General features: G+C 64.5%; 17 protein-coding genes and 1 pseudogene. 14 read left to right on the forward strand and 4 right to left on the reverse strand.

All coding sequences use genetic code 11. The features are described 5' to 3' along the window. From N5K27_RS20715 to N5K27_RS20750, 8 genes are all read left to right on the forward strand, one after another. Positions 1-1,738 (forward strand): DEAD/DEAH box helicase (locus N5K27_RS20715; RefSeq protein WP_279818465.1); only part of this gene is annotated, 1,738 nt, incomplete at its 5' end. 138 nt (positions 1,739-1,876) lie between these two features. Further along, a complete protein-coding gene (locus tag N5K27_RS20720; RefSeq protein WP_142096577.1) occupies positions 1,877-2,461 on the forward strand; it encodes a hypothetical protein in 585 nt (194 codons plus the stop codon). Then, positions 2,458-3,105, forward strand: a complete 648-nt coding sequence (locus N5K27_RS20725) for a hypothetical protein (protein ID WP_279818469.1) — start codon at positions 2,458-2,460, stop codon at positions 3,103-3,105. The genes N5K27_RS20720 and N5K27_RS20725 overlap by 4 nt, the downstream gene beginning before the upstream one ends. Before the next feature lie 14 nt (positions 3,106-3,119). Next, a complete protein-coding gene (locus tag N5K27_RS20730; RefSeq protein WP_279818590.1) occupies positions 3,120-3,866 on the forward strand; it encodes a TIGR03759 family integrating conjugative element protein in 747 nt (248 codons plus the stop codon). Continuing rightward, the gene (locus N5K27_RS20735; protein WP_279818471.1) at positions 3,851-4,429 is read left to right on the forward strand and encodes a transglycosylase SLT domain-containing protein; all 579 of its coding nucleotides are present in this window, start codon (positions 3,851-3,853) and stop codon (positions 4,427-4,429) included. The genes N5K27_RS20730 and N5K27_RS20735 overlap by 16 nt, the downstream gene beginning before the upstream one ends. After that, positions 4,426-4,977, forward strand: a complete 552-nt coding sequence (locus N5K27_RS20740; protein WP_279818473.1) for an integrating conjugative element protein — start codon at positions 4,426-4,428, stop codon at positions 4,975-4,977. The genes N5K27_RS20735 and N5K27_RS20740 overlap by 4 nt, the downstream gene beginning before the upstream one ends. Before the next feature lie 10 nt (positions 4,978-4,987). Further along, a complete protein-coding gene (traD, locus tag N5K27_RS20745; RefSeq protein WP_279818474.1) occupies positions 4,988-7,147 on the forward strand; it encodes a type IV conjugative transfer system coupling protein TraD in 2,160 nt (719 codons plus the stop codon). Then, positions 7,144-7,893: a TIGR03747 family integrating conjugative element membrane protein gene (locus tag N5K27_RS20750; protein WP_124086369.1), complete on the forward strand. Its 750-nt coding sequence runs from the start codon at positions 7,144-7,146 to the stop codon at positions 7,891-7,893. Before traD ends, N5K27_RS20750 begins: the two co-directional genes overlap by 4 nt. Positions 7,894-7,950: 57 nt before the next feature. On the opposite strand, the gene N5K27_RS20755 is transcribed toward N5K27_RS20750, so the two are convergent. Together N5K27_RS20755 and N5K27_RS20760 are read right to left on the reverse strand one after the other, a co-directional pair. Beyond that, on the reverse strand, positions 7,951-8,820 hold the full coding sequence (locus N5K27_RS20755; RefSeq protein ID WP_124086371.1) for an ImmA/IrrE family metallo-endopeptidase: 870 nt from the start codon (positions 8,818-8,820) through the stop codon (positions 7,951-7,953). 2 nt (positions 8,821-8,822) lie between these two features. Further along, positions 8,823-9,212, reverse strand: a complete 390-nt coding sequence (locus tag N5K27_RS20760) for a helix-turn-helix transcriptional regulator (RefSeq protein ID WP_017462926.1) — start codon at positions 9,210-9,212, stop codon at positions 8,823-8,825. A gap of 288 nt (positions 9,213-9,500) precedes the next feature. Between N5K27_RS20760 and N5K27_RS20765 the strand changes: the two genes are divergently transcribed. The 6 genes and pseudogenes from N5K27_RS20765 to N5K27_RS20790 all read left to right on the forward strand — a co-directional run. Further along, positions 9,501-9,725, forward strand: coding sequence for a DUF2188 domain-containing protein (locus tag N5K27_RS20765; protein ID WP_023093135.1), 225 nt, complete (start codon positions 9,501-9,503; stop codon positions 9,723-9,725). A gap of 6 nt (positions 9,726-9,731) precedes the next feature. Then, positions 9,732-10,733, forward strand: coding sequence for a CBASS cGAMP-activated phospholipase (locus N5K27_RS20770; protein ID WP_017462924.1), 1,002 nt, complete (start codon positions 9,732-9,734; stop codon positions 10,731-10,733). Further along, positions 10,727-11,869 carry a cyclic GMP-AMP synthase DncV-like nucleotidyltransferase gene (locus tag N5K27_RS20775; protein WP_017462923.1) on the forward strand — a complete coding sequence of 381 codons (1,143 nt, stop codon included), beginning with the start codon at positions 10,727-10,729 and terminating at the stop codon, positions 11,867-11,869. The genes N5K27_RS20770 and N5K27_RS20775 overlap by 7 nt, the downstream gene beginning before the upstream one ends. Continuing rightward, positions 11,866-13,497, forward strand: a complete 1,632-nt coding sequence (locus N5K27_RS20780; RefSeq protein WP_279818481.1) for a ThiF family adenylyltransferase — start codon at positions 11,866-11,868, stop codon at positions 13,495-13,497. The genes N5K27_RS20775 and N5K27_RS20780 overlap by 4 nt, the downstream gene beginning before the upstream one ends. Continuing rightward, positions 13,485-13,961, forward strand: a complete 477-nt coding sequence (locus N5K27_RS20785; protein ID WP_050411167.1) for a Mov34/MPN/PAD-1 family protein — start codon at positions 13,485-13,487, stop codon at positions 13,959-13,961. The genes N5K27_RS20780 and N5K27_RS20785 overlap by 13 nt, the downstream gene beginning before the upstream one ends. 29 nt (positions 13,962-13,990) lie before the next feature. Then, positions 13,991-14,236, forward strand: a pseudogene (locus N5K27_RS20790) (DUF4400 domain-containing protein); the annotation flags it as partial. On the opposite strand, the gene N5K27_RS20795 reads toward N5K27_RS20790, so the two are convergent. Further along, a complete protein-coding gene (locus tag N5K27_RS20795; RefSeq protein WP_279818484.1) occupies positions 14,233-15,651 on the reverse strand; it encodes a UvrD-helicase domain-containing protein in 1,419 nt (472 codons plus the stop codon). The pseudogene N5K27_RS20790 and the gene N5K27_RS20795 overlap by 4 nt on opposite strands. Continuing rightward, positions 15,638-17,371 (reverse strand): AAA family ATPase, encoded by a 1,734-nt coding sequence (locus N5K27_RS20800; protein ID WP_279818486.1) that lies wholly within the window; start codon positions 17,369-17,371, stop codon positions 15,638-15,640. Before N5K27_RS20800 ends, N5K27_RS20795 begins: the two co-directional genes overlap by 14 nt. Between the last annotated feature and the right edge of the window lie 102 nt (positions 17,372-17,473).

A 17,473-nucleotide genomic window follows, 5' to 3' on the forward strand; every position in this document is an offset into this window, starting at 1 on the left:
GGGCCGCGTGCGGATGCGGATGGGGTTCCACTGGAAACCTGTCTTCGTTCGGCGGCGCGCGCCTCACGGCGACGTGGCAGCGTGCCCGGATTGCGGCCACATCATCACCGACCTCGACGGCGAGCCGATCAACCCGGTCGAGCTGGAAGCCGAGGAGTCCCGCCGCAAGTGCAGCCACTGCCGTGCACCGCTGTGGACGCTGATCCGTCCCAGAGGTCTGTCCGCCAGCGACCAGTCCTCGACCGTGCTCAAGGCACTGAAGCGTATTCCAACCATCGGCGAAGTCACCGCGCAGAAGCTGATGCAGAAGTTCGGTGACGCCTTCCTCGCGTCGATGCTCGGGGACAACATCCACGAGTTCATCAACCTGATGGACGACCGCGGCGAACTGGTCTTCTCGGATCGGCAAGCCCACCGGATGGAACGCGCGATGGCCAACATGGAGTTCGGCTTCGGCGAGGGCGGCTACCAGCCGTCCGAGTTCATCAAGAGGCAGCTTCCCCAGGGCACGTTCGACCTGCTCATCGCCGACGAGGCACACGAGTACAAGAACGGCGGCTCCGCACAGGGCCAGGCCATGGGGGTGTTGGCGGCCAAGGCGCGCAAGACGCTGCTGCTCACCGGCACGCTGATGGGCGGCTACGGCGACGACCTGTTCCACCTGCTGTTCCGAGCCCTGCCGGGGCGGATGATCGAAGACGGCTACCGGCCGACGAAGAGCGGCAGCATGACGTCGGCCGCGATGGCGTTCATGCGCGATCACGGTGTCTTGAAGGACATCTACTCCGAGAGCACCGGCACGGCGCACAAGACGGCCAAGGGCACCAAGGTATCGGTACGCACGGTCAAGGCGCCGGGTTTCGGTCCCAAGGGCGTGCTGCGTTGCGTTCTGCCGTTCACGGTCTTCCTCAAGTTGAAGGACATCGGCGGCAATGTGCTGCCGCCCTACGACGAGGAGTTCCGCGAAGTCGCGATGGACACGGCGCAAGCCGCGGCCTACCGCGATCTGGCGGGTCGGCTGACCCAGGAGCTGAAGCAGGCCCTGGCGAAGCGCGACACGACACTGCTCGGCGTGGTCCTCAACGTGCTGCTGGCCTGGCCGGACTGCTGCTTCCGGTCGGAGACGGTGGTGCACCCACGCACGCGCAACACCTTGGCGTTCGTACCGGCTCAGTTCAACGAACTGGAGGTGATGCCCAAGGAACGCGAGCTGATCGAGATCTGCAAGCAGGAGAAGGCAGAGGGTCGCAAGACCCTGGTCTATTCGGTCTACACCGGCACGCGCGACACCACGTCGCGCCTGAAGGTGCTGCTGGAGCAGGAAGGCTTCAAGGTGGCGGTACTGCGCGCGAGCGTGGATGCCTCCCGCCGCGAGGACTGGATCGCCGAGCAGTTGGACCGTGGCATCGACGTGCTCATCACCAATCCCGAGCTGGTGAAAACCGGCCTGGACCTGCTGGAGTTCCCGACCATCGTGTTCCTCCAGAGCGGGTACAACGTGTATTCGCTGCAGCAGGCCGCCCGGCGCTCCTGGCGCATCGGCCAGAAGCAGCCGGTGCGCGTGATCTACCTCGGCTACGCCAACTCCTCGCAGATGACCTGCCTGGGGTTGATGGCCCGGAAGATCATGGTGTCGCAAAGCACGTCGGGCGACGTGCCGGAGTCCGGGCTCGATGTCCTGAACCAGGACGGTGATTCCGTCGAGGTGGCATTGGCACGACAGCTCGTGGCGGCATGATCCATGCCTTGCATGCCGGCGGCCCTATGGTCGCCGGCATTTTTCCTGGCAAATCGGGAGCCGACGGATTCGCTTTGTTTGCTGCGGCAGAGGGCCGGCGCGGCGATGGTGATGGCTCGTTGTTCAGGACACCGATCCATGCGCCCATCCCGCCAGCCCTTCCGTATCGCCGGACGCAGCCATCTGATCCGTTTGCCCGGCTTGCTCCTGGCCGCCATGGCCAGCGGCTGCGCGACGACGAACGCCGTGCCTCCGGCACCCGCATCCGAAGCCATCGACATCGCGCCCGAAGCCGTGACGGAGTTCGTGCCGGTGACGCGGTATGGCCGCTACACCCTGGTTGAACTCGCGCCGACGGCGGCCCAGCACGACCTGTTGCTGCAAGTGGTGGATGTGGATATCCCCGGCACGCTGGGCGCCACCGTCGGGGATGCCCTCCGGCACCTCGTCCTGCGTTCCGGCTACCGACTGTGCGACGAACAGTCCGCCGATCTGCTGGCCTTGCCGTTGCCGGCGGCTCACTACCGGCTCGGCCCGCTCCTGCTGCGCGACGCGCTCTTGACCCTGGCCGGTCCCGCCTGGGATCTGCAGGTCGACGACGGTGAGCGGAAGGTGTGCTTCATCCGCAGACTCAGGGAGGCTCGTACGCAGCACGAGCCCAAGCCACCGGAAATCAACCGTTCGGCTGAGCCCGCTCCGCTGATCCAGGAGGTTGCGCCATGACCATCCGGGACTCGGCGACGGGCCAGCGCACGACGCTACTGCGGGTCGCGGCCGCAACCTGGTTGTTGCTCGTCAGCGCGGTGGTGCTGGTGGATCACATGGCCTTGTCCGGGCTGGCTGAACAGACCCAGGCCTTCGCGCCCACCGCGCAGGTGTCCCTGCTCGAATCCCGAGTGGATGGCCTCTCGCATCGGATCGAACAACGCCATACTGAGCCCGCCGCCTTGCCGCAGGCGCGCTACGAGCAGGACACCGCGGCGTTGGACCAACGGCTGGCGGCGATCGAGCTGGCGCAGGCCCACTACGCCGCCACCGATGCGCTGCACGCATTGGAAAACCGCGTCACGCGACTGGAAGCCCGCCCGGTCTCGCGCCAGCCCAAACTGCCCGCACCACGGCCGTCCCAACCTGTGACGGCCCAACCCAAGCCTGTTGAGCCTTCATTCCGCCTGATCGGAGTGGAACTGCGTGCGGGAGAGCATTTCGTGTCGGTGATGCCTGTCGGTGGCACCGGGCTGGCCGATGTCCGCCTGCTGCGCGCCGGCGAATCGGAGGGTGGCTGGCGGCTGGACGGCATCGAGCGCGATGGCGCCGTCTTCCGGCAGGGTGACGAGATCCGCCGGCTGCCCATCCCGCCCCGATAGGGAGGCCCATGCCGATGGTCCCGCGCTACTTGATCCCGCCATTGATGGCCGTGTTGCTGGCCGCTCCCGCCATGCAGGTGGCACTTGCCCAGCCCACCGGTGCAACCACCGCGGCCAGGACGGCGCCGAGCCGTGAAGCGCCTGCGGCCATCGCTCGCAGCGACGAACAGCGGGCGCAGGACTGGGGGCTGCGCACGGACGAATGGACGCGCTACCGCGAGTTGATGCAGGGGCCGCTGGGCGTCTACTCGCCCAGCCTCGACCCGCTCACGGCCCTCGGCATCGAAGCACGTTCCGACGAGGAGCGCCGCCGCTACGCGGAACTGCAGGTTCGGGCCGAAGCCCGGCGGGTCGAGAAGACGCTGGCCTACCAGCGTGCCTACGACGCCGCCTGGCAACGGATCGCGCCGGGCATGGCGCGGGTCAACCTGCCCGGTGCCAAGCCGACCGGCGCGGGCACCGCCATCGCATCAGGCGCCGACCGAATCGCCGTCTTCGTGAAGGACGGCTGTACCGCCTGCGACCAGGCCGTGCAGCGGCTGCAGGCGTCGGGCGTCGAGTTCGATGTCTATGTCGTCGGCAGTCGCGCCGACGACGCGCGCATCCGTGAATGGGCACGCCGGGCCCGTATCGACCCGGCGAAGGTGCGCGCCCGGCACATCACCCTCAACCACGACGGTGGCCGCTGGCTGTCCCTCGGCCTGCAGGGCGAACTGCCCGCCGTCGTGCGCCAGGTCGGCGGCCAATGGCAGCGACAGTAGGCCTCGCGCGTCTCGCGCTCGCGCTGCTGGCCTGCTGGTCACTCGGCCAGGCGAAGGCGCAGGAGGTCCCGCCGCCGGCCTACCAGTTCGCGGCACAGCGTGCGGGCATTCCGGCGGCGGTGTTGTACGCGGTGGCCTTGCAGGAAAGTGGCACCCGGTACCACGGCCGCCTCGTGCCCTGGCCCTGGACGCTCAACGTGGCCGGGGCATCGCATCGGTTCGCCACCCGCACCGAGGCCTGCGCCGGTTTGCACCTGGCATTGCGCGACGTGCCGCGCACCCGCATCGACGCCGGCCTGGGCCAGATCAACCTGGGCTACCAGCGTCACCGCTACGACCACCCCTGCGAACTGCTCGATCCCTATCGGAACCTGGCGCTGGCCGCGCAGATCCTGCGCGAGCAGCACGCGCCTGGCCAGGACTGGCTGATCACGATCGGCCGCTACCACCGTCCCGCTGGTGGCGCACCCGCTGCGCGCTACCGCCAAAGCGTTGGACGCCACCTGGCCCGCGTACTGGGCGAGCCAGCGCGGGGCTCGGATAACCGGAGAACCCTGCCATGAAGCCTCGAATCTTCCGTCCGGCTGTGCCGTGGCTGATCGGCTTGCTGCCGCTCGTGTCCGTGCCAGCCGCTTTCGCACAATCGCCGCCCTTGATCGTCGTCGAGGATCGCGGCGGTGCCTCCGCGCTGCCTTACTACCAGGCCCTGGACCTGCAACCGCGCACCGGAAGCAGGCCATCTCCCAGGATCGAGATGCCACGCCTGCCCGAAGGGCCTTCTGGCGAGGCGGCCATGCTGCCGGTGCGTTCTGCCCATTTGACCCCTGGCGATGTGGCTCCCCGGGCAATCCAGGCGCCGGGGCTCACGCCGATGTTCCTGGTTGGTGATGACCAGCGCTCCCGTGCCTGGCTGCGCCAGCGTGCCCCGGCGCTGCGCGAGCTCGGGGCCGTGGGGTTGGTGGTCCAGGTCGAGTCACCGCAGGCACTGGCGTCACTGCGTGCCCTGGCGCCCGGGCTGATGCTGGCACCGGCGTCCGGGGACGAACTGGCCGGGCGCCTGGGGCTGCGCCACTACCCGGTGCTGGTGACCGCCACCGGCATCGAACAGTGAGAACTGCCCGATGGCCCAGCCGCACGCCGTCGAAGTCCTGCTGCGGCCAGCGGTGGAGCTATACACCGTTGCCGTATGCGCAGGCGCCGCGGTGGTGTGCGTGGCGGCACCGTGGTCGCTCGCGTTGAATCCGGTACTCGGCCTCGGCAGCGCGCTGGCCTTCCTGGCCTTCGGCGCGGTCCGCCTGCGCGACGCCTGGGCCATCCTGCGCTACCGCCGCCACATCCGTCGTCTGCCACGCTACGTGATGACGAGCCGTGACGTGCCAGTGAGCCAGTACCGCCTGTTCGTTGGGCGTGGCTTCCGCTGGGAGCAACGACACACCCATCGGCTGACGCAGACCTACAAGCCCGAGTTCCGGCGCTACGCCGAACCGACGACGTTCTACCGCCTGGCGCGCCGCCTGGAGGAGCGGCTGGAGTTCGCGCCGCCGCCGCTGCCCAGGCTGGCGCGGGCATTGGCCTGGGACAGCCCGCTCAACCCGGTCCGGCCGTTGCCGGCAGTGGGTGGCATGCCGCGCCTGCATGGCATCGAGCCGCACGAAACCGACGTCACCCTGCCGCTGGGCGAGCGTGTGGGCCACACCCTGGTGCTCGGCACCACGCGCGTGGGCAAGACGCGCCTGGCCGAACTGTTCATCACCCAGGACATCCGCCGCAAGGTCCATGGCGAGCACGAGGTGGTGATCGTCTTCGACCCCAAGGGCGATGCCGACCTGCTCAAGCGCATGTATGTCGAGGCCAGGCGCGCCGGACGCGAAGGCGAGATGTACGTCTTCCACCTGGGCTGGCCCGACATCTCGGCACGCTACAACGCCGTGGGCCGGTTCGGGCGCATCTCGGAAGTCGCCACCCGCATTGCGGGGCAGCTTTCCGGCGAGGGCAACAGCGCCGCGTTTCGCGAGTTCGCCTGGCGCTTCGTCAACATCATCGCGCGCGCCCTGGTGGAACTGGGGCAGCGGCCAGACTACCTGCTGATCCAGCGCCACGTCGTCAACATCGACGCGCTGTTCATCGAGTACGCCCAGCACTTCTTCGCCCGAACCGAGCCCAAGGCCTGGGAGGTGATCGTCCAGCTCGAAGGACGCCTCAACGACAAGACCATCCCGCGCCACATGGTCGGGCGAGAGAAGCGGGTGGTGGCACTGGAGCAGTACCTGTCGCAGACACGAACCTACGACGCGGTGCTCGACGGCCTGCGCTCCGCGGTGCGCTACGACCGCACCTACTTCGACAAGATCGTCGCTTCGCTGTTGCCGCTGCTGGAGAAGCTCACCACCGGCAAGATCGCGCAACTGCTCGCGCCGAACTATTCCGACCTGTCCGACCCGCGCCCGATCTTCGACTGGATGCAGATCATCAGGAAGCGGGCCGTGGTCTATGTGGGACTGGATGCGCTGTCCGACGCCGAAGTGGCGGCGGCCGTCGGCAACAGCATGTTCAGCGACCTGGTGTCGGTGGCGGGACACATCTACAAGCACGGCATCGACGATGGACTGCCGGGGGCATCGGGCAATGCCAAGGTCGCCATCAATGTCCATGCGGACGAGTTCAACGAACTGATGGGCGATGAGTTCATCCCGCTCATCAACAAGGGTGGCGGTGCAGGCATGCAGGTCACGGCCTATACGCAGACGCTCTCGGACATCGAGGCGCGCATCGGCAATCGCGCCAAGGCCGGCCAGGTCATCGGCAACTTCAACAACCTATTCATGCTGCGGGTGCGGGAGACCGCCACCGCAGAACTGCTGACACGACAACTGCCGAAGGTGGAGGTCTACACCACCACCCTGGTCAGCGGCGCCACCGACAGTTCCGACATCCACGGCCCGACCGACTTCACCAGCAACGCGCAGGACCGCATCAGCACGTCGAGCGTGCCGCTCATCGAGCCCGCGCACGTGGTCGGCCTGCCCAAGGGGCAGTGCTTCGCCCTCATCGAAGGCGGTAACCTGTGGAAGATTCGCATGCCTTTGCCGGCGCCCGATCCGGACGAAGCCATGCCCCGGGACCTGCAACAACTGGCCGGCTACATGCGCCTGCACTACGCCGAGGCGGGCGAATGGTGGGAGGGCAACCGGCAGCCCCCGTTGCACGACGACGACGCGCTGCCAGCGGATCTGGCCGAGGAAGTGCAAGAAGGCACGCCGGATAAAGAGGCCCCATCGTGAAAGAGCCCGCCGCGACCGCCGAGCGACAGCAGGCACGCCAACGCGGCCTGGTCGCCAGCGTGGTCACGCTGCCGTGGCGCCTGTTCGGCGTACTGGTCGCCTCGCTGCTGCTGTCCATCGTCATCGAATGCGTCGGCATGCACCTGTTCTGGCCCGACCAGGGCTGGCGCCACGCGCAAGGCATGCTCGACTACGAACTGAACCAGCTCTCCACCCATTTCACCCGGAGCGCCGTCGTGCAGGAGCCGGGACGCACCGCGCGCTGGCTGGTGGAGGGCACCTACGAGTGGGTTTTCGTGAAGACGGGCTTGTTGGACTGGATGCGCGACGCCTCGGCGCAGACTAGCGCCGGCAGCCATCGCCCGACCAAGGATTTCCGCTATTACATCGGCTTGGTCTACGTGAGCGTGGAGAGCTACCTGATCGCGGCGGCCTACACGACGCTGGTCTTCCTCGTGCGGCTGCTGGTGCTGTGCCTGACCCTGCCGCTGTTCCTGATGGCCGCCTTCGTCGGCCTCGTGGACGGCCTGGTGCGCCGGGACATCCGCCGCTTCGGCGCGGGACGCGAATCGGGGTTCATCTATCACCGTGCCAGAGCCAGCCTGATCCCGCTGGCCGTGCTGCCGTGGGTGACTTACCTGGCGCTGCCGGTCAGCGTGAACCCGCTGCTGATCCTGCTGCCCAGCGCCGCGTTGCTCGGCGTGGCGGTGTGCATTGCGGCGGCGACGTTCAAGAAGTACCTGTAAGAACGCGCGAATGGCGTATAGGAGTAACCTCCTTGCGGTCGTGGCCGTGATCGCTTTTCAGCGGCGCCTGCTTCGCCCCGGCCATGGCAGTTCTCCCGTCAGTTCAGCCAAGCCTCCATCGTCTTCGACACGTGCGCCGAAGCGGTTCACCTCAACCTCCGGCAAATCGTCGCTGTCGAACCATAGCAAGGAGATGGTGGTATCGGTGCGCTGGTAATGTCTTGAAAGTTCCCAGAGGTCAAGGCCCTTTTCCCAGTTGTCGAACCAGACGTCCTGTGAAACTTCCCCCGTATCAGTGGAGCTATTCCCTGAAGAGCGGATTCGGTGAGCCACGGAGCCTGCTGGAATGACCGACCTGGGAGGTATCCAGGCCCCAGCTTGCCGCAAGGCCGTTGAGCGTGCGGCATACCGCACCGCACCGCGCTCCATGGTGACGAATGCGCACGGCATGTCACTAAGACTGGCAAACCTTGACGCCGCTGCAGGGAATGATGTGCCGAACAAGTCGGCCATGTGTTGGATGAGATCCAGGGAGGGCTCTTCCTTGGGAACAGCGGAGAGCCATTGCTGATAGGGCATCAGCAGTTCAGCGGCAAACGTGTCGCAGGCGATCTCGTTCGGATGTCGCTTTGCATAGGACCATGACGGCACCTCGTCGTGACTTGATTCCAAGCCGAGCACGATATGAGCTATTTCGTGGCAGACAGTGAAGCGCTGGCGCTCTTCGGTTTCCAGCGAATTCACCGTGATGATGTGCTTCCCGTTCGGCTTGGTAACGGTATAGCCGGACTCCCCATCGCTAAGCTCATCCTTCTTGACCTTGGCGTTAGCCGCGGTCACATACGGGGACAGGTCTTCTCGGATGTTCGAAACATCGACTCTCGCGACAAACGCGCGCGCTCTCTGCCTGACATCCGCCTCGTCCATGTTCAGTCGTCCTCGTCGTCGTCGAAGGCCTTCTTGATTCGGGCGATGAGCGTCGCGGGATCAGGCCTTGCATTTCCCCGATGCCTGACTCCAGCCGCGGCCGAAAAAACATCGATGCTGATCGAGGGATCTTGTAGCACGAATTCAACAAGGCTTGGATCAGCATCTGCGTGGTCAACCAGCCACATCACGAGTGCGGCATCTCTTTCCCCCGGCTTGAGAACCTTCAATAGCTTCTCAACCAAGTCTTGGGATGGGTTTGTCTTCTCGCCTGTTTCGAGACGGTGGACATAAGCATGATCAACTGACGATAGCTGGCCGATCTCACGCAGGGAAAGGGTTCTGCGTTCGCGTAGCGTCTTGAGGGCGACGCCTAGGCCTGTTTGCGGCATGAGTTCTGATCCTTGCGGTTGCGGGAAGAAGGGCCAAGCCCTCTGTTGCCCCTCCACATCCGGTTGATGTTCAAAGGCGCACACCGCACGCCCAGTTGCACCGGCGCACGCGCTCTGATACATTGTTGTCCAGCCAGACAACAGATGTAGGCTTTACGCCTGCTCCAGGTTGGATTGGCTCGGCCTTCCTGTTGTCTGCGTGAGCAACGAATTGTGCTACAGCGGGCGGCCGTTGACAACCTAGCCGAGCGGCTGGGACTTCGATAGTTCCACTGTAGGAGAGTCATCATGGCAGGCAAGAATCAGCATGTTGTTCCTCATCAGGACGGTTGGGCCGTGAAGGGAGCCGGCAATCAGCGGGCGACCTCCGTGCACGACACGCAGCAACAGGCCATTGACGCAGCGAGGGATATCGCACGCAACCAGCAATCCGAACTCGTCATCCATCGTCCGGATGGCCGTATCCGTGACAAGGACAGCCACGGCAACGACTCCTTCCCGCCGAAGGGCTGAAGTGCCATGACGGGCATCCCTACCTACCATGTGCTCGCCCTGTCAGGGGGCGGTTATCGCGGCCTGTACACCGCCACGGTTCTCGCCGAACTCGAAACCGTGCTGGGCCGTCCGATCGCTTCGCACTTTGATCTGATTTGCGGCACATCGGCAGGAGGGATGCTGGCTTTGGGGCTGGCTGCGGAAATTCCGGCCTACGAACTCAAGGCACTGTTTGAAGAACAGGGCAGCCGCATCTTTGGCTGCCGCAGCCTGCCGCGGCGGCTTCTGGGATTCTGGCTGACTGCAAAGCATGACTCAGCGGGATTGAAAGAGGTACTGACCGAGCGCTTCCAAGGGACCACGATAGGTGACCTGAAGCATCGTGTTCTTGTGCCGGCAGTCAACTACTCGACGGGACGCGGGCAGTTCTTCAAGACACCGCACCATCCGTCCTTTGAGCTGGATCACCGCATGAAGGTCGTTGATGTGGCGTTGGCGACAGCCGCCGCGCCCGTCTACTTTCCTCTGGCGCGCAACGACCGCGGTGTCTTCGCGGATGGGGGGCTGGTGGGCAACGCCCCGGGCCTGTTCGGGTTGCACGAAGTCAAGACGTTCCTGGCGCCGAAGCAGGATGCGCTGGTTCGGGTCCTCGCCATCGGCACGATGACCATCGGTGCGACCGTTCGTGGCGGCGCCAGCCTCGACCGCGGATTCGGCAAGTGGCGCGGGGGACTCTTCGATCTCGTGATCTCCGCCCAGGAGTCGTCGGTGGACTACATGCTGCGGCAGGCGTTGGGCAACAACTACTTCCAGATCGACGACAAGGCGACGCCGGATCAAAGCAAGGACGTGAAGGCGCTGGATCGGGTTTCCATTGGCGCCACGAATACGCTCAAGGATCGCGGCAACCACGCGGCGCAGCGTGCGCTCGGCGATCCTCTTTTCCAACCATTTCGAGCGCACCAGGCCGGCGCTCCCATCTTCTATCACGGCCCCAACAAGAATGTTCCGGAGGCCGCATGCTGAACTTGAGCCCACTCTTCTTCACCACCCTTGATGACGAATCCTGCATGCACGACGAGCTGGATCTGACGCCTGGGCAGCGCGCCTGGATCGCCAGCGCACGCACTGACGTCAGGGACTGCCTGCGCACAGGCATCCCCCGCGTGCTTAGGGCAAACGGATACACGGAAGACGTGCCGCAGCCGCGCTTCTTCACGCAAGGGTCGTGGGCATACAAGACGCTGAACGCCCCGGCACAACACCCTCAGCAGGCGGATGTCGATGATGGCTGCTATCTGCCAATGAGTTTCGTCTCGCAGACGAAGCGTCCCAGCACTGCGGCGACGGTGTTCTTTGCCGCTGCGGAAGAAGCATTGAAGCCGCTGGTCGAGGAAAGGCGGTGGAAGCTTGTCACCGACAAGCCGACCTGCATCCGCATCGTCATTGCTGCGTATGCTCACATTGATATTCCTCTGTACGCCATTCCCGACGAGGAATTTGTCACGCTCGCAAAGGCTTCGATGGAGCGATATGGCTACGACTCGCTGACGGAAGCGGTGAACATGGCAGAGCGCGATGCCTGGACCGCGCTGCCGGCTGACAAGGTTCTCCTGGCCCATCGTGAATGCAACTGGATGTCCTCTGACCCGAGGCCCGTGAAGGAATGGTTCCTGGGCGAAGTGGAAGCCAAGGGGGAGCAGTTCCGCCGCGTGGTTCGTTACTTGAAGGCGTTCCGCGATTGGAAGTGGTCCAGCGGAGGACCTGCCTCGATCCTGTTGATGGCCGCCGCGGCCCCGCTCTTTGAGAAACGCGATAGGCGCGACGACCTCGCTCTGCTGGATGTCGTCGCGGCACTGCCAGCCCGGTTGCGTGGGGGAGTGAACAACCCCGTGGAAGAGTCCGAATCGCTCACGGAGCGACTTGGCCAAGCGGGTGTCGAAGATGCGGCCAAAGCATTCGAAGAGTTTGAGAAGGTGCTTCGCGGAGCAACCGGCGCCGGCAGTCCTTCACAGGCCTGCATCTGGATGCGAGGCGAATTCGGCCCGCGTTTTCCGAACGAGCCGGATCGGGTCAAGGTGGTGTCCGTTGCCGCCACCATTGCCGCGGCTCCCGCTACTGCTGGTCCTAGCGAACTCATCGGACGAACGAAAGCTGGATGAGCAGCGCCGCAGCGGTCGCAGACGTGATCGAGGCCTTCAAGCAGCGAGGCTTCGCGTTTGTTGGCAAGACGGATGACGGCTGGTTCAGGCTGCACGGGCGGTTGACCTCGCCCCAAGCGGACAAGGGTTGTCCGTGCGAAGTCCAGCTCGACCCCACGTTCTTCGACTTGCCTCGCATCCGGCTGCTGGAAATCCCTCCTGAGCTGCCCGCAGCGGTTCCTCATCTTGGCGCAGATGGCGGGCTTTGCTATCTCGCCAAGGGCACCGTCGTTCTGGACATCTACGATCCTGTCGGACAGTCGCTGGCGTGCCTGCAACGCGCGGCCGTCGTGTTCGGGCAGATCATGCAGGGGGAGATGATCGAAGACCTCGCGGAAGAGTTCTTCGCCTATTGGCACGGCTGGCATTGTTTCGTGGACATGCAAGGCGAGGATCTAGGGCGACAGAACTGCATCGTCGCGCATGCCAATGGGTGCCCCTTGTGGTTCATCACCGACAACGAAGATCGAACAACTGAAAAGCTGAAGTCGCTCGGCTACCAGGTCACCGATAGAACGGTGCTGACTTACCGAGTAAAGACCGGTGCTCAACCGCGCCCTCTGACTAGCAATTGGCCTCCTGAAACAGTCGGGGATATCCTGGCGTGGCAGAGCACTCTTGATCCCCGGTGCCGGCGCAAGATTCACGAGCGTATCAAGGAGGGGGAGAGGAAGAAGGCCAACGGAGTTCTGATCGTCATCGAGTCTCCGCTGATGACCTATGGCTTTGCGGTTCTCTACGACCGCCAAAGTCTTGTCCAAAAGAGCAAGCTCATAGATCGCAGGGATTCGAGCTATGGGTTGAAGGTGATGCCCATTTCGGTGGTCAGAATTGACGATCGGTACCTTGCCCAGCGGAACATGCCGAACTCAAAGACGCTTGCAGGGAAGAACATCGCCGTCGTTGGATGCGGCACGATTGGTGGCTATCTGTCGGACATGCTTGTCAAGGCTGGGGCGGGGACATGTGGCGGAAAACTCACATTGGTGGATTTCGATTGCCTTCTCCCGCAAAACATCGGGCGCCATCGCCTCGGATTCCCGGACCTGCTGTCGAACAAGGCCGAGGCGATGGCGAAGGAACTCAAGCGCTTGGCGCCAGGCGCCGAGATTCGCGCGCTGCCCGTGGATGTCAGGCATGCCCAACTGGGAGAGCTGGACCTGCTCATAGATGCCACCGGGGAAGAATCTCTCGGGCATTGGCTGTGCGGCCACTATCCGCCTCCGACGCCCATGCTTTCGGTCTGGATCGAGGGGCCGGGAACGGCTGTCCGTGCGCTCCTGAGGACGAAAGCATCTGATGCGTGCTATCGATGTCTTTGGCATAGCAACAGAAGAGGCGAGTTCCGTTCTATCACTGATCCTCTTCCTGCCATTCTGGCGGGGCATGGATGCGAAGGCTTGTACGTGCCATTCCCCGCTTCGGTGTCGGTGCACGCTGCCAGCCTGGGCGCTGAGATGACCCTCGATTGGGTCAACGGCGTTTATACCCCCGCGTTACGAACCAGGTTGATCGACCGCGCCCAGCAGCTTGCCACACCCGATTGCGATCCGCCGCGGGATCGGGAGTGCCCATTATGCAATTCATGAGTTCTTGGGCGGCCGACGACAACAGAACGCTGCTGCATTTTTCGAAGTCCACGCTGGAGACCTTCCGCCAGCATGTCCAGGCCAGTGATTCTGACTGCGAAGCTGGCGGGCTGCTACTCGGTTCGGTCCATGGAACTCACATGCTCATTGAGCATGCAACGGTTCCCACGGCATGGGACAAACGGTTTCGCTACCTGTTCGAGAGAATGCCATTCGGCCACGAAGCCATTGCACTGGCTCGATGGACGGCGAGCCAGGGAACCATCCGCTATTTGGGCGAATGGCACACCCATCCGGAAGACAACCCCAACCCGTCGGGCCTCGATAGATCGGAGTGGAACCGTCTGTCGGCCAAGCGTCGGGATAAGCGACCAACGCTCGCTGTCATTGTTGGCCGAAATGCCCTGTATATTGAGTTGGTGCCAGGCTCAGGCCAAGGATCAGTATTCTCCCCTGTGGAATAGCGGCACACAAACCAATGTCGTCGCAGCGTGCCGCCTTCGTCGGGCTGGTGGACGGCCTGGTGCGCCGGGACATCCGCCGCTTCGGCGCGGGCCGCGAGTCGGGGTTCATCTATCACCGCGCTAGGGCCAGCCTGATCCCGCTGGCCGTACTGCCGTGGGTGACTTACCTGGCACTGCCGGTCAGCGTGAACCCGCTGCTGATCCTGCTGCCCAGCGTCGCATTGCTCTGCGTGGCGGTGTGCATTGCGGCGGCGACATTCAAGAAGTGTCTCTAACCGATCACTGGACTGGCGCTACACACTACGAGCTTCATCGACCCCCGGGTCATGGCGACGTAGAGGTTCTGCGCACTCATGCCCTCGATATTTAGCAGCACCGCGACTTCGGCTTCCAGCCCCTTGAGCAACAGCGTGCTGCCGACGGCGCGCTTTGGTAGCGGGCGCCCCAACAGCCGGTTCTCTTCCCGCACGCGCCGGGCCGCTTCTGTTAGAGGGACGGCCCCCGACGAGGCTTCTCGGAGCGCCTTGAGCACCCCGTAGAGGATGGCCGGCCGATGCACACGCACGTTCGGCAGTGCCCGCAGCTCCGACAACAGCGCGGCGGCCGCAGCGAGAGAGGGCGCGCGCCCGAACGCCAGTGCGCGGCTTTCTGCCTCGTTCGGAGGATTCCTTGCAGTTCCCTTTGCCAACGACTCCAGGCGCCGCGTCAACTCCGCCACGCCCACATTGGTCATGACGCTCTGCGCCAGCGCCAGTAACTGCGCGAGGGCATTCGGTGCCCCCGCATCAAAGTTGCTGGCGAAGGCGATGAGGTCTTGCAGATCGACGGCCTCGACCGTCGAAGCGCCCGGCGTCTGGCTCGCAAAGTTCTGCTGTGCTGCTCGGTTGCGGCTATCGGCGATGATGAGCACGCGCCCGTCAGCGGTTGGCGATGCCGTCCTCGCAGCGGCTAGGCGCTGGGCATGGTCGTTGGGTGGTACGGCCTGCATCCAGGTCACATGCTCCGGTGGCCCACTACGCAGATCCACCGACTGCCCCACCGCCAACAACCGGCGGGCCTCCAGCAACCATTGTCCCAGCGCTTCCGCGCCGGCGTTGCGCCATCGCCAGGGCGTTGCCAGTTCCCCGACGACAGGAAAATGCGCGCACACGTGCTGGTTCCAGTCGGCCAGCGCATTGCCCCGGAACCCGAAGATCGCCTGCATGGGGTCGCCCAGCACGCAGGTCGGCAAGATCAACGAGAGGAAATAGACGATGTAGTGCTGAGGCACCGAACAATCCTGGTACTCATCCACGATCAGATGCGCATACGAGGCTTTCAGCACCTCATTGACGTGCCCGGCTTGCAGCAGCTTCCAGGCGGCGTCGCGGATTGCCGGGTAGTCCCGCGCAGGTGCTGCCAGCCGCAGAATCTCCGGATCGTGGGCGCTGCGGCCGGGAAAGGTCGAGATGAGCCGGATGGCCCAGCCATCGATCGTGCTCAATCGATAGGCGCTGGCTGGCACACCGGCGCGGTCCAGCCGGCCACGCAGGGCCGCGACCCCGGCGTTCGTGTGTGTCAGCACGAGGATGGGCTTGTTGCCCCGATGACCGGAAAGCGCGTGGGCAATCAACTGTGTTTTGCCGCAGCCGGCCGGTGCGGTGACGGTTCCGCGTTCGATTGCACGAAGGTCGATTTCAACGTGGTCCATCAGCGGCCCACCCGAATACCTGGTCCATCAGAGCACGGAAGCCCTGATCGCAAAGATGCAGGTCCGGTGCAACGATGGTCCTCGCCACGTCCTCCATCCACGAGATTTGCTTGAACCAGCCCGCCTTTCGGATGCGCGCCGCCTGACCAAGAATGGCCCTGCGTTCGGCCGACAGGTGGCCGGTGTTCTGGATCTCGTCCCAGACCTGCTGGAACGTGAGCATGTTGTTCGAGACGGTGCGCAGGTGTTCGACGATCAGGTCGCCATGCAATTCGTTGGCGTAGCCGATCAGCCTCTGGCAGGCAACCGGCGTGAGACTGCCGAACAGCTCGTCCTCCAGCGCCCGGCCCGCGCGGTAGGCGACGACGGTGCCACCGTTCTCGACAAAAGCCTGCTCGACCGCAGATGTGGGCTTCTTGTCGTCGTCGCGCAGCACCATTACCCGGTAGCCCAGAGACTGAAACGCTGCGGCCCGGGCATATGGTCGATCCGGCTCCCCGCCACCGCAGTCGACGAGGGCCACGCCCAATGCAGCCAGTGACGCATTCCCCTGGTCAAGCCTGTACAAGTCCAGGCCGCGCAGCAGGCCGATCTCGCTGGCTCCCTCGCACACGACCACGGAGCCAGCCAGGAAGGCCTCGGGGTAGAGGCGGATCGTGCTCTGGATGTCATTGTCGGCGCCGACCAGGCGAGCCTCGTGGCCGAGGGGGCCGCGGCGCAGCACGAAGAGCTGGCCGCCCGACAGTTCTCTCAGTGCCACGGGTGAGTGGGTGGTGAGAAACACCTGCAGCGGAGCAGCGGCCTCCTTGGCACCGAGGGAGCCCAGGAACCGCGCGATGCGGTGGGGCTCCAGCCCGTACTCCAGTTCGTCCGAGAGCACGATTGACGCCTGACCAGCCGCCTTGCGCTGCAGGCCGGCGACAAGCAGACGCGTGGAACCGACGCCCAGGCTGCGAAGCGGGATGCCGCTTTCGTTGTGCAGGGAGATGGTGCCGCCGCCGAACGACACCGAATGCGAATCCAGCAGCGCCTTGGCCTTGGCGCCGATGTTGACGCCCAGTTCCTGAGCAGTGGTGGTGACGATCCCTAGCGCTTCTCCCAACTGTTGTTCGGCCTGGTCTCCGAAGGCACTGCGCGCATCCCTTGCGGCCTTGACCAGAGCGGCTGAAGCGTCGGCTCGCTCCTCCGAGATGCGGTTCAATACGGAGCCGCGCTGCCATCCCAGATTGAAGTCCGCCAGTGCGCCGATGCGAGTGGGCGCCAGGGCGACGCGATCCTTCCATGCGAGCGTCTTGACGATGCCTTGCTGTGCGGCGCGGTCGGAGACAAGGGTCCACGACGGCTCCAGGTCACTGGCGACCGTCAGGTTCAGGCAGAGCACCACCTCCGCGCCGGCAGAGGGTTCGTCTTCGATGACGCCAGTGTTGGCGTGGTATCCGCGCAGGAATGCACCGAAACTCTCCAGCGTCCTCATGCTGTCATCGAGATCGCCGAGCGTCAGCGTGATGCTGATTGGGTTCGTGATGTCCAGGCCGAAGAAGTCCGCATCCGAGAACTGGGCATTGCGCCTGGCCCCCAGGCATAGGTCGATCGCGTCCAGTACCGTGGACTTGCCGCTGTCACCCGGGCCGATCAGGCAGTTGATGCCAGGCGTCGGGTACCAGGTCAGCAGCTGGATGCCGCGGAAGTTGGCGATCTCGATTTTTCTGATTCGTGCCATGCCTATCCCCGCGCATTGAAGCCGATGCCACTGCAATCGCAGCACCTCACTATCGACTCGGGCCGCCTGCCGCAGTCCAGCATCAAGCGACGCTACCTCCCA

Origin of the sequence: Pigmentiphaga sp. GD03639, assembly GCF_029845405.1 — a bacterium.
Taxonomy (GTDB): domain Bacteria; phylum Pseudomonadota; class Gammaproteobacteria; order Burkholderiales; family Burkholderiaceae_B; genus Pigmentiphaga; species Pigmentiphaga daeguensis.

Bases quoted from the DNA above. Each gene is read 5' to 3' on its own strand.
- N5K27_RS20730 (WP_279818590.1), top strand. From the start codon at position 3,120: ATGGTCCCGCGCTACTTGATCCCGCCATTGATGGCCGTGTTGCTGGCC.
- N5K27_RS20765 (WP_023093135.1), top strand. From the start codon at position 9,501: ATGGCAGGCAAGAATCAGCATGTTGTTCCTCATCAGGACGGTTGGGCC.
- N5K27_RS20785 (WP_050411167.1), top strand. From the start codon at position 13,485: ATGCAATTCATGAGTTCTTGGGCGGCCGACGACAACAGAACGCTGCTG.
- traD (WP_279818474.1), top strand. From the start codon at position 4,988: ATGGCCCAGCCGCACGCCGTCGAAGTCCTGCTGCGGCCAGCGGTGGAG.
- N5K27_RS20795 (WP_279818484.1), bottom strand. From the start codon at position 15,651: ATGGACCACGTTGAAATCGACCTTCGTGCAATCGAACGCGGAACCGTC.
- N5K27_RS20780 (WP_279818481.1), top strand. From the start codon at position 11,866: ATGAGCAGCGCCGCAGCGGTCGCAGACGTGATCGAGGCCTTCAAGCAG.
- N5K27_RS20735 (WP_279818471.1), top strand. From the start codon at position 3,851: ATGGCAGCGACAGTAGGCCTCGCGCGTCTCGCGCTCGCGCTGCTGGCC.
- N5K27_RS20775 (WP_017462923.1), top strand. From the start codon at position 10,727: ATGCTGAACTTGAGCCCACTCTTCTTCACCACCCTTGATGACGAATCC.
- N5K27_RS20740 (WP_279818473.1), top strand. From the start codon at position 4,426: ATGAAGCCTCGAATCTTCCGTCCGGCTGTGCCGTGGCTGATCGGCTTG.
- N5K27_RS20760 (WP_017462926.1), bottom strand. From the start codon at position 9,212: ATGCCGCAAACAGGCCTAGGCGTCGCCCTCAAGACGCTACGCGAACGC.
- N5K27_RS20800 (WP_279818486.1), bottom strand. From the start codon at position 17,371: ATGGCACGAATCAGAAAAATCGAGATCGCCAACTTCCGCGGCATCCAG.
- N5K27_RS20720 (WP_142096577.1), top strand. From the start codon at position 1,877: ATGCGCCCATCCCGCCAGCCCTTCCGTATCGCCGGACGCAGCCATCTG.
- N5K27_RS20770 (WP_017462924.1), top strand. From the start codon at position 9,732: ATGACGGGCATCCCTACCTACCATGTGCTCGCCCTGTCAGGGGGCGGT.
- N5K27_RS20725 (WP_279818469.1), top strand. From the start codon at position 2,458: ATGACCATCCGGGACTCGGCGACGGGCCAGCGCACGACGCTACTGCGG.
- N5K27_RS20755 (WP_124086371.1), bottom strand. From the start codon at position 8,820: ATGGACGAGGCGGATGTCAGGCAGAGAGCGCGCGCGTTTGTCGCGAGA.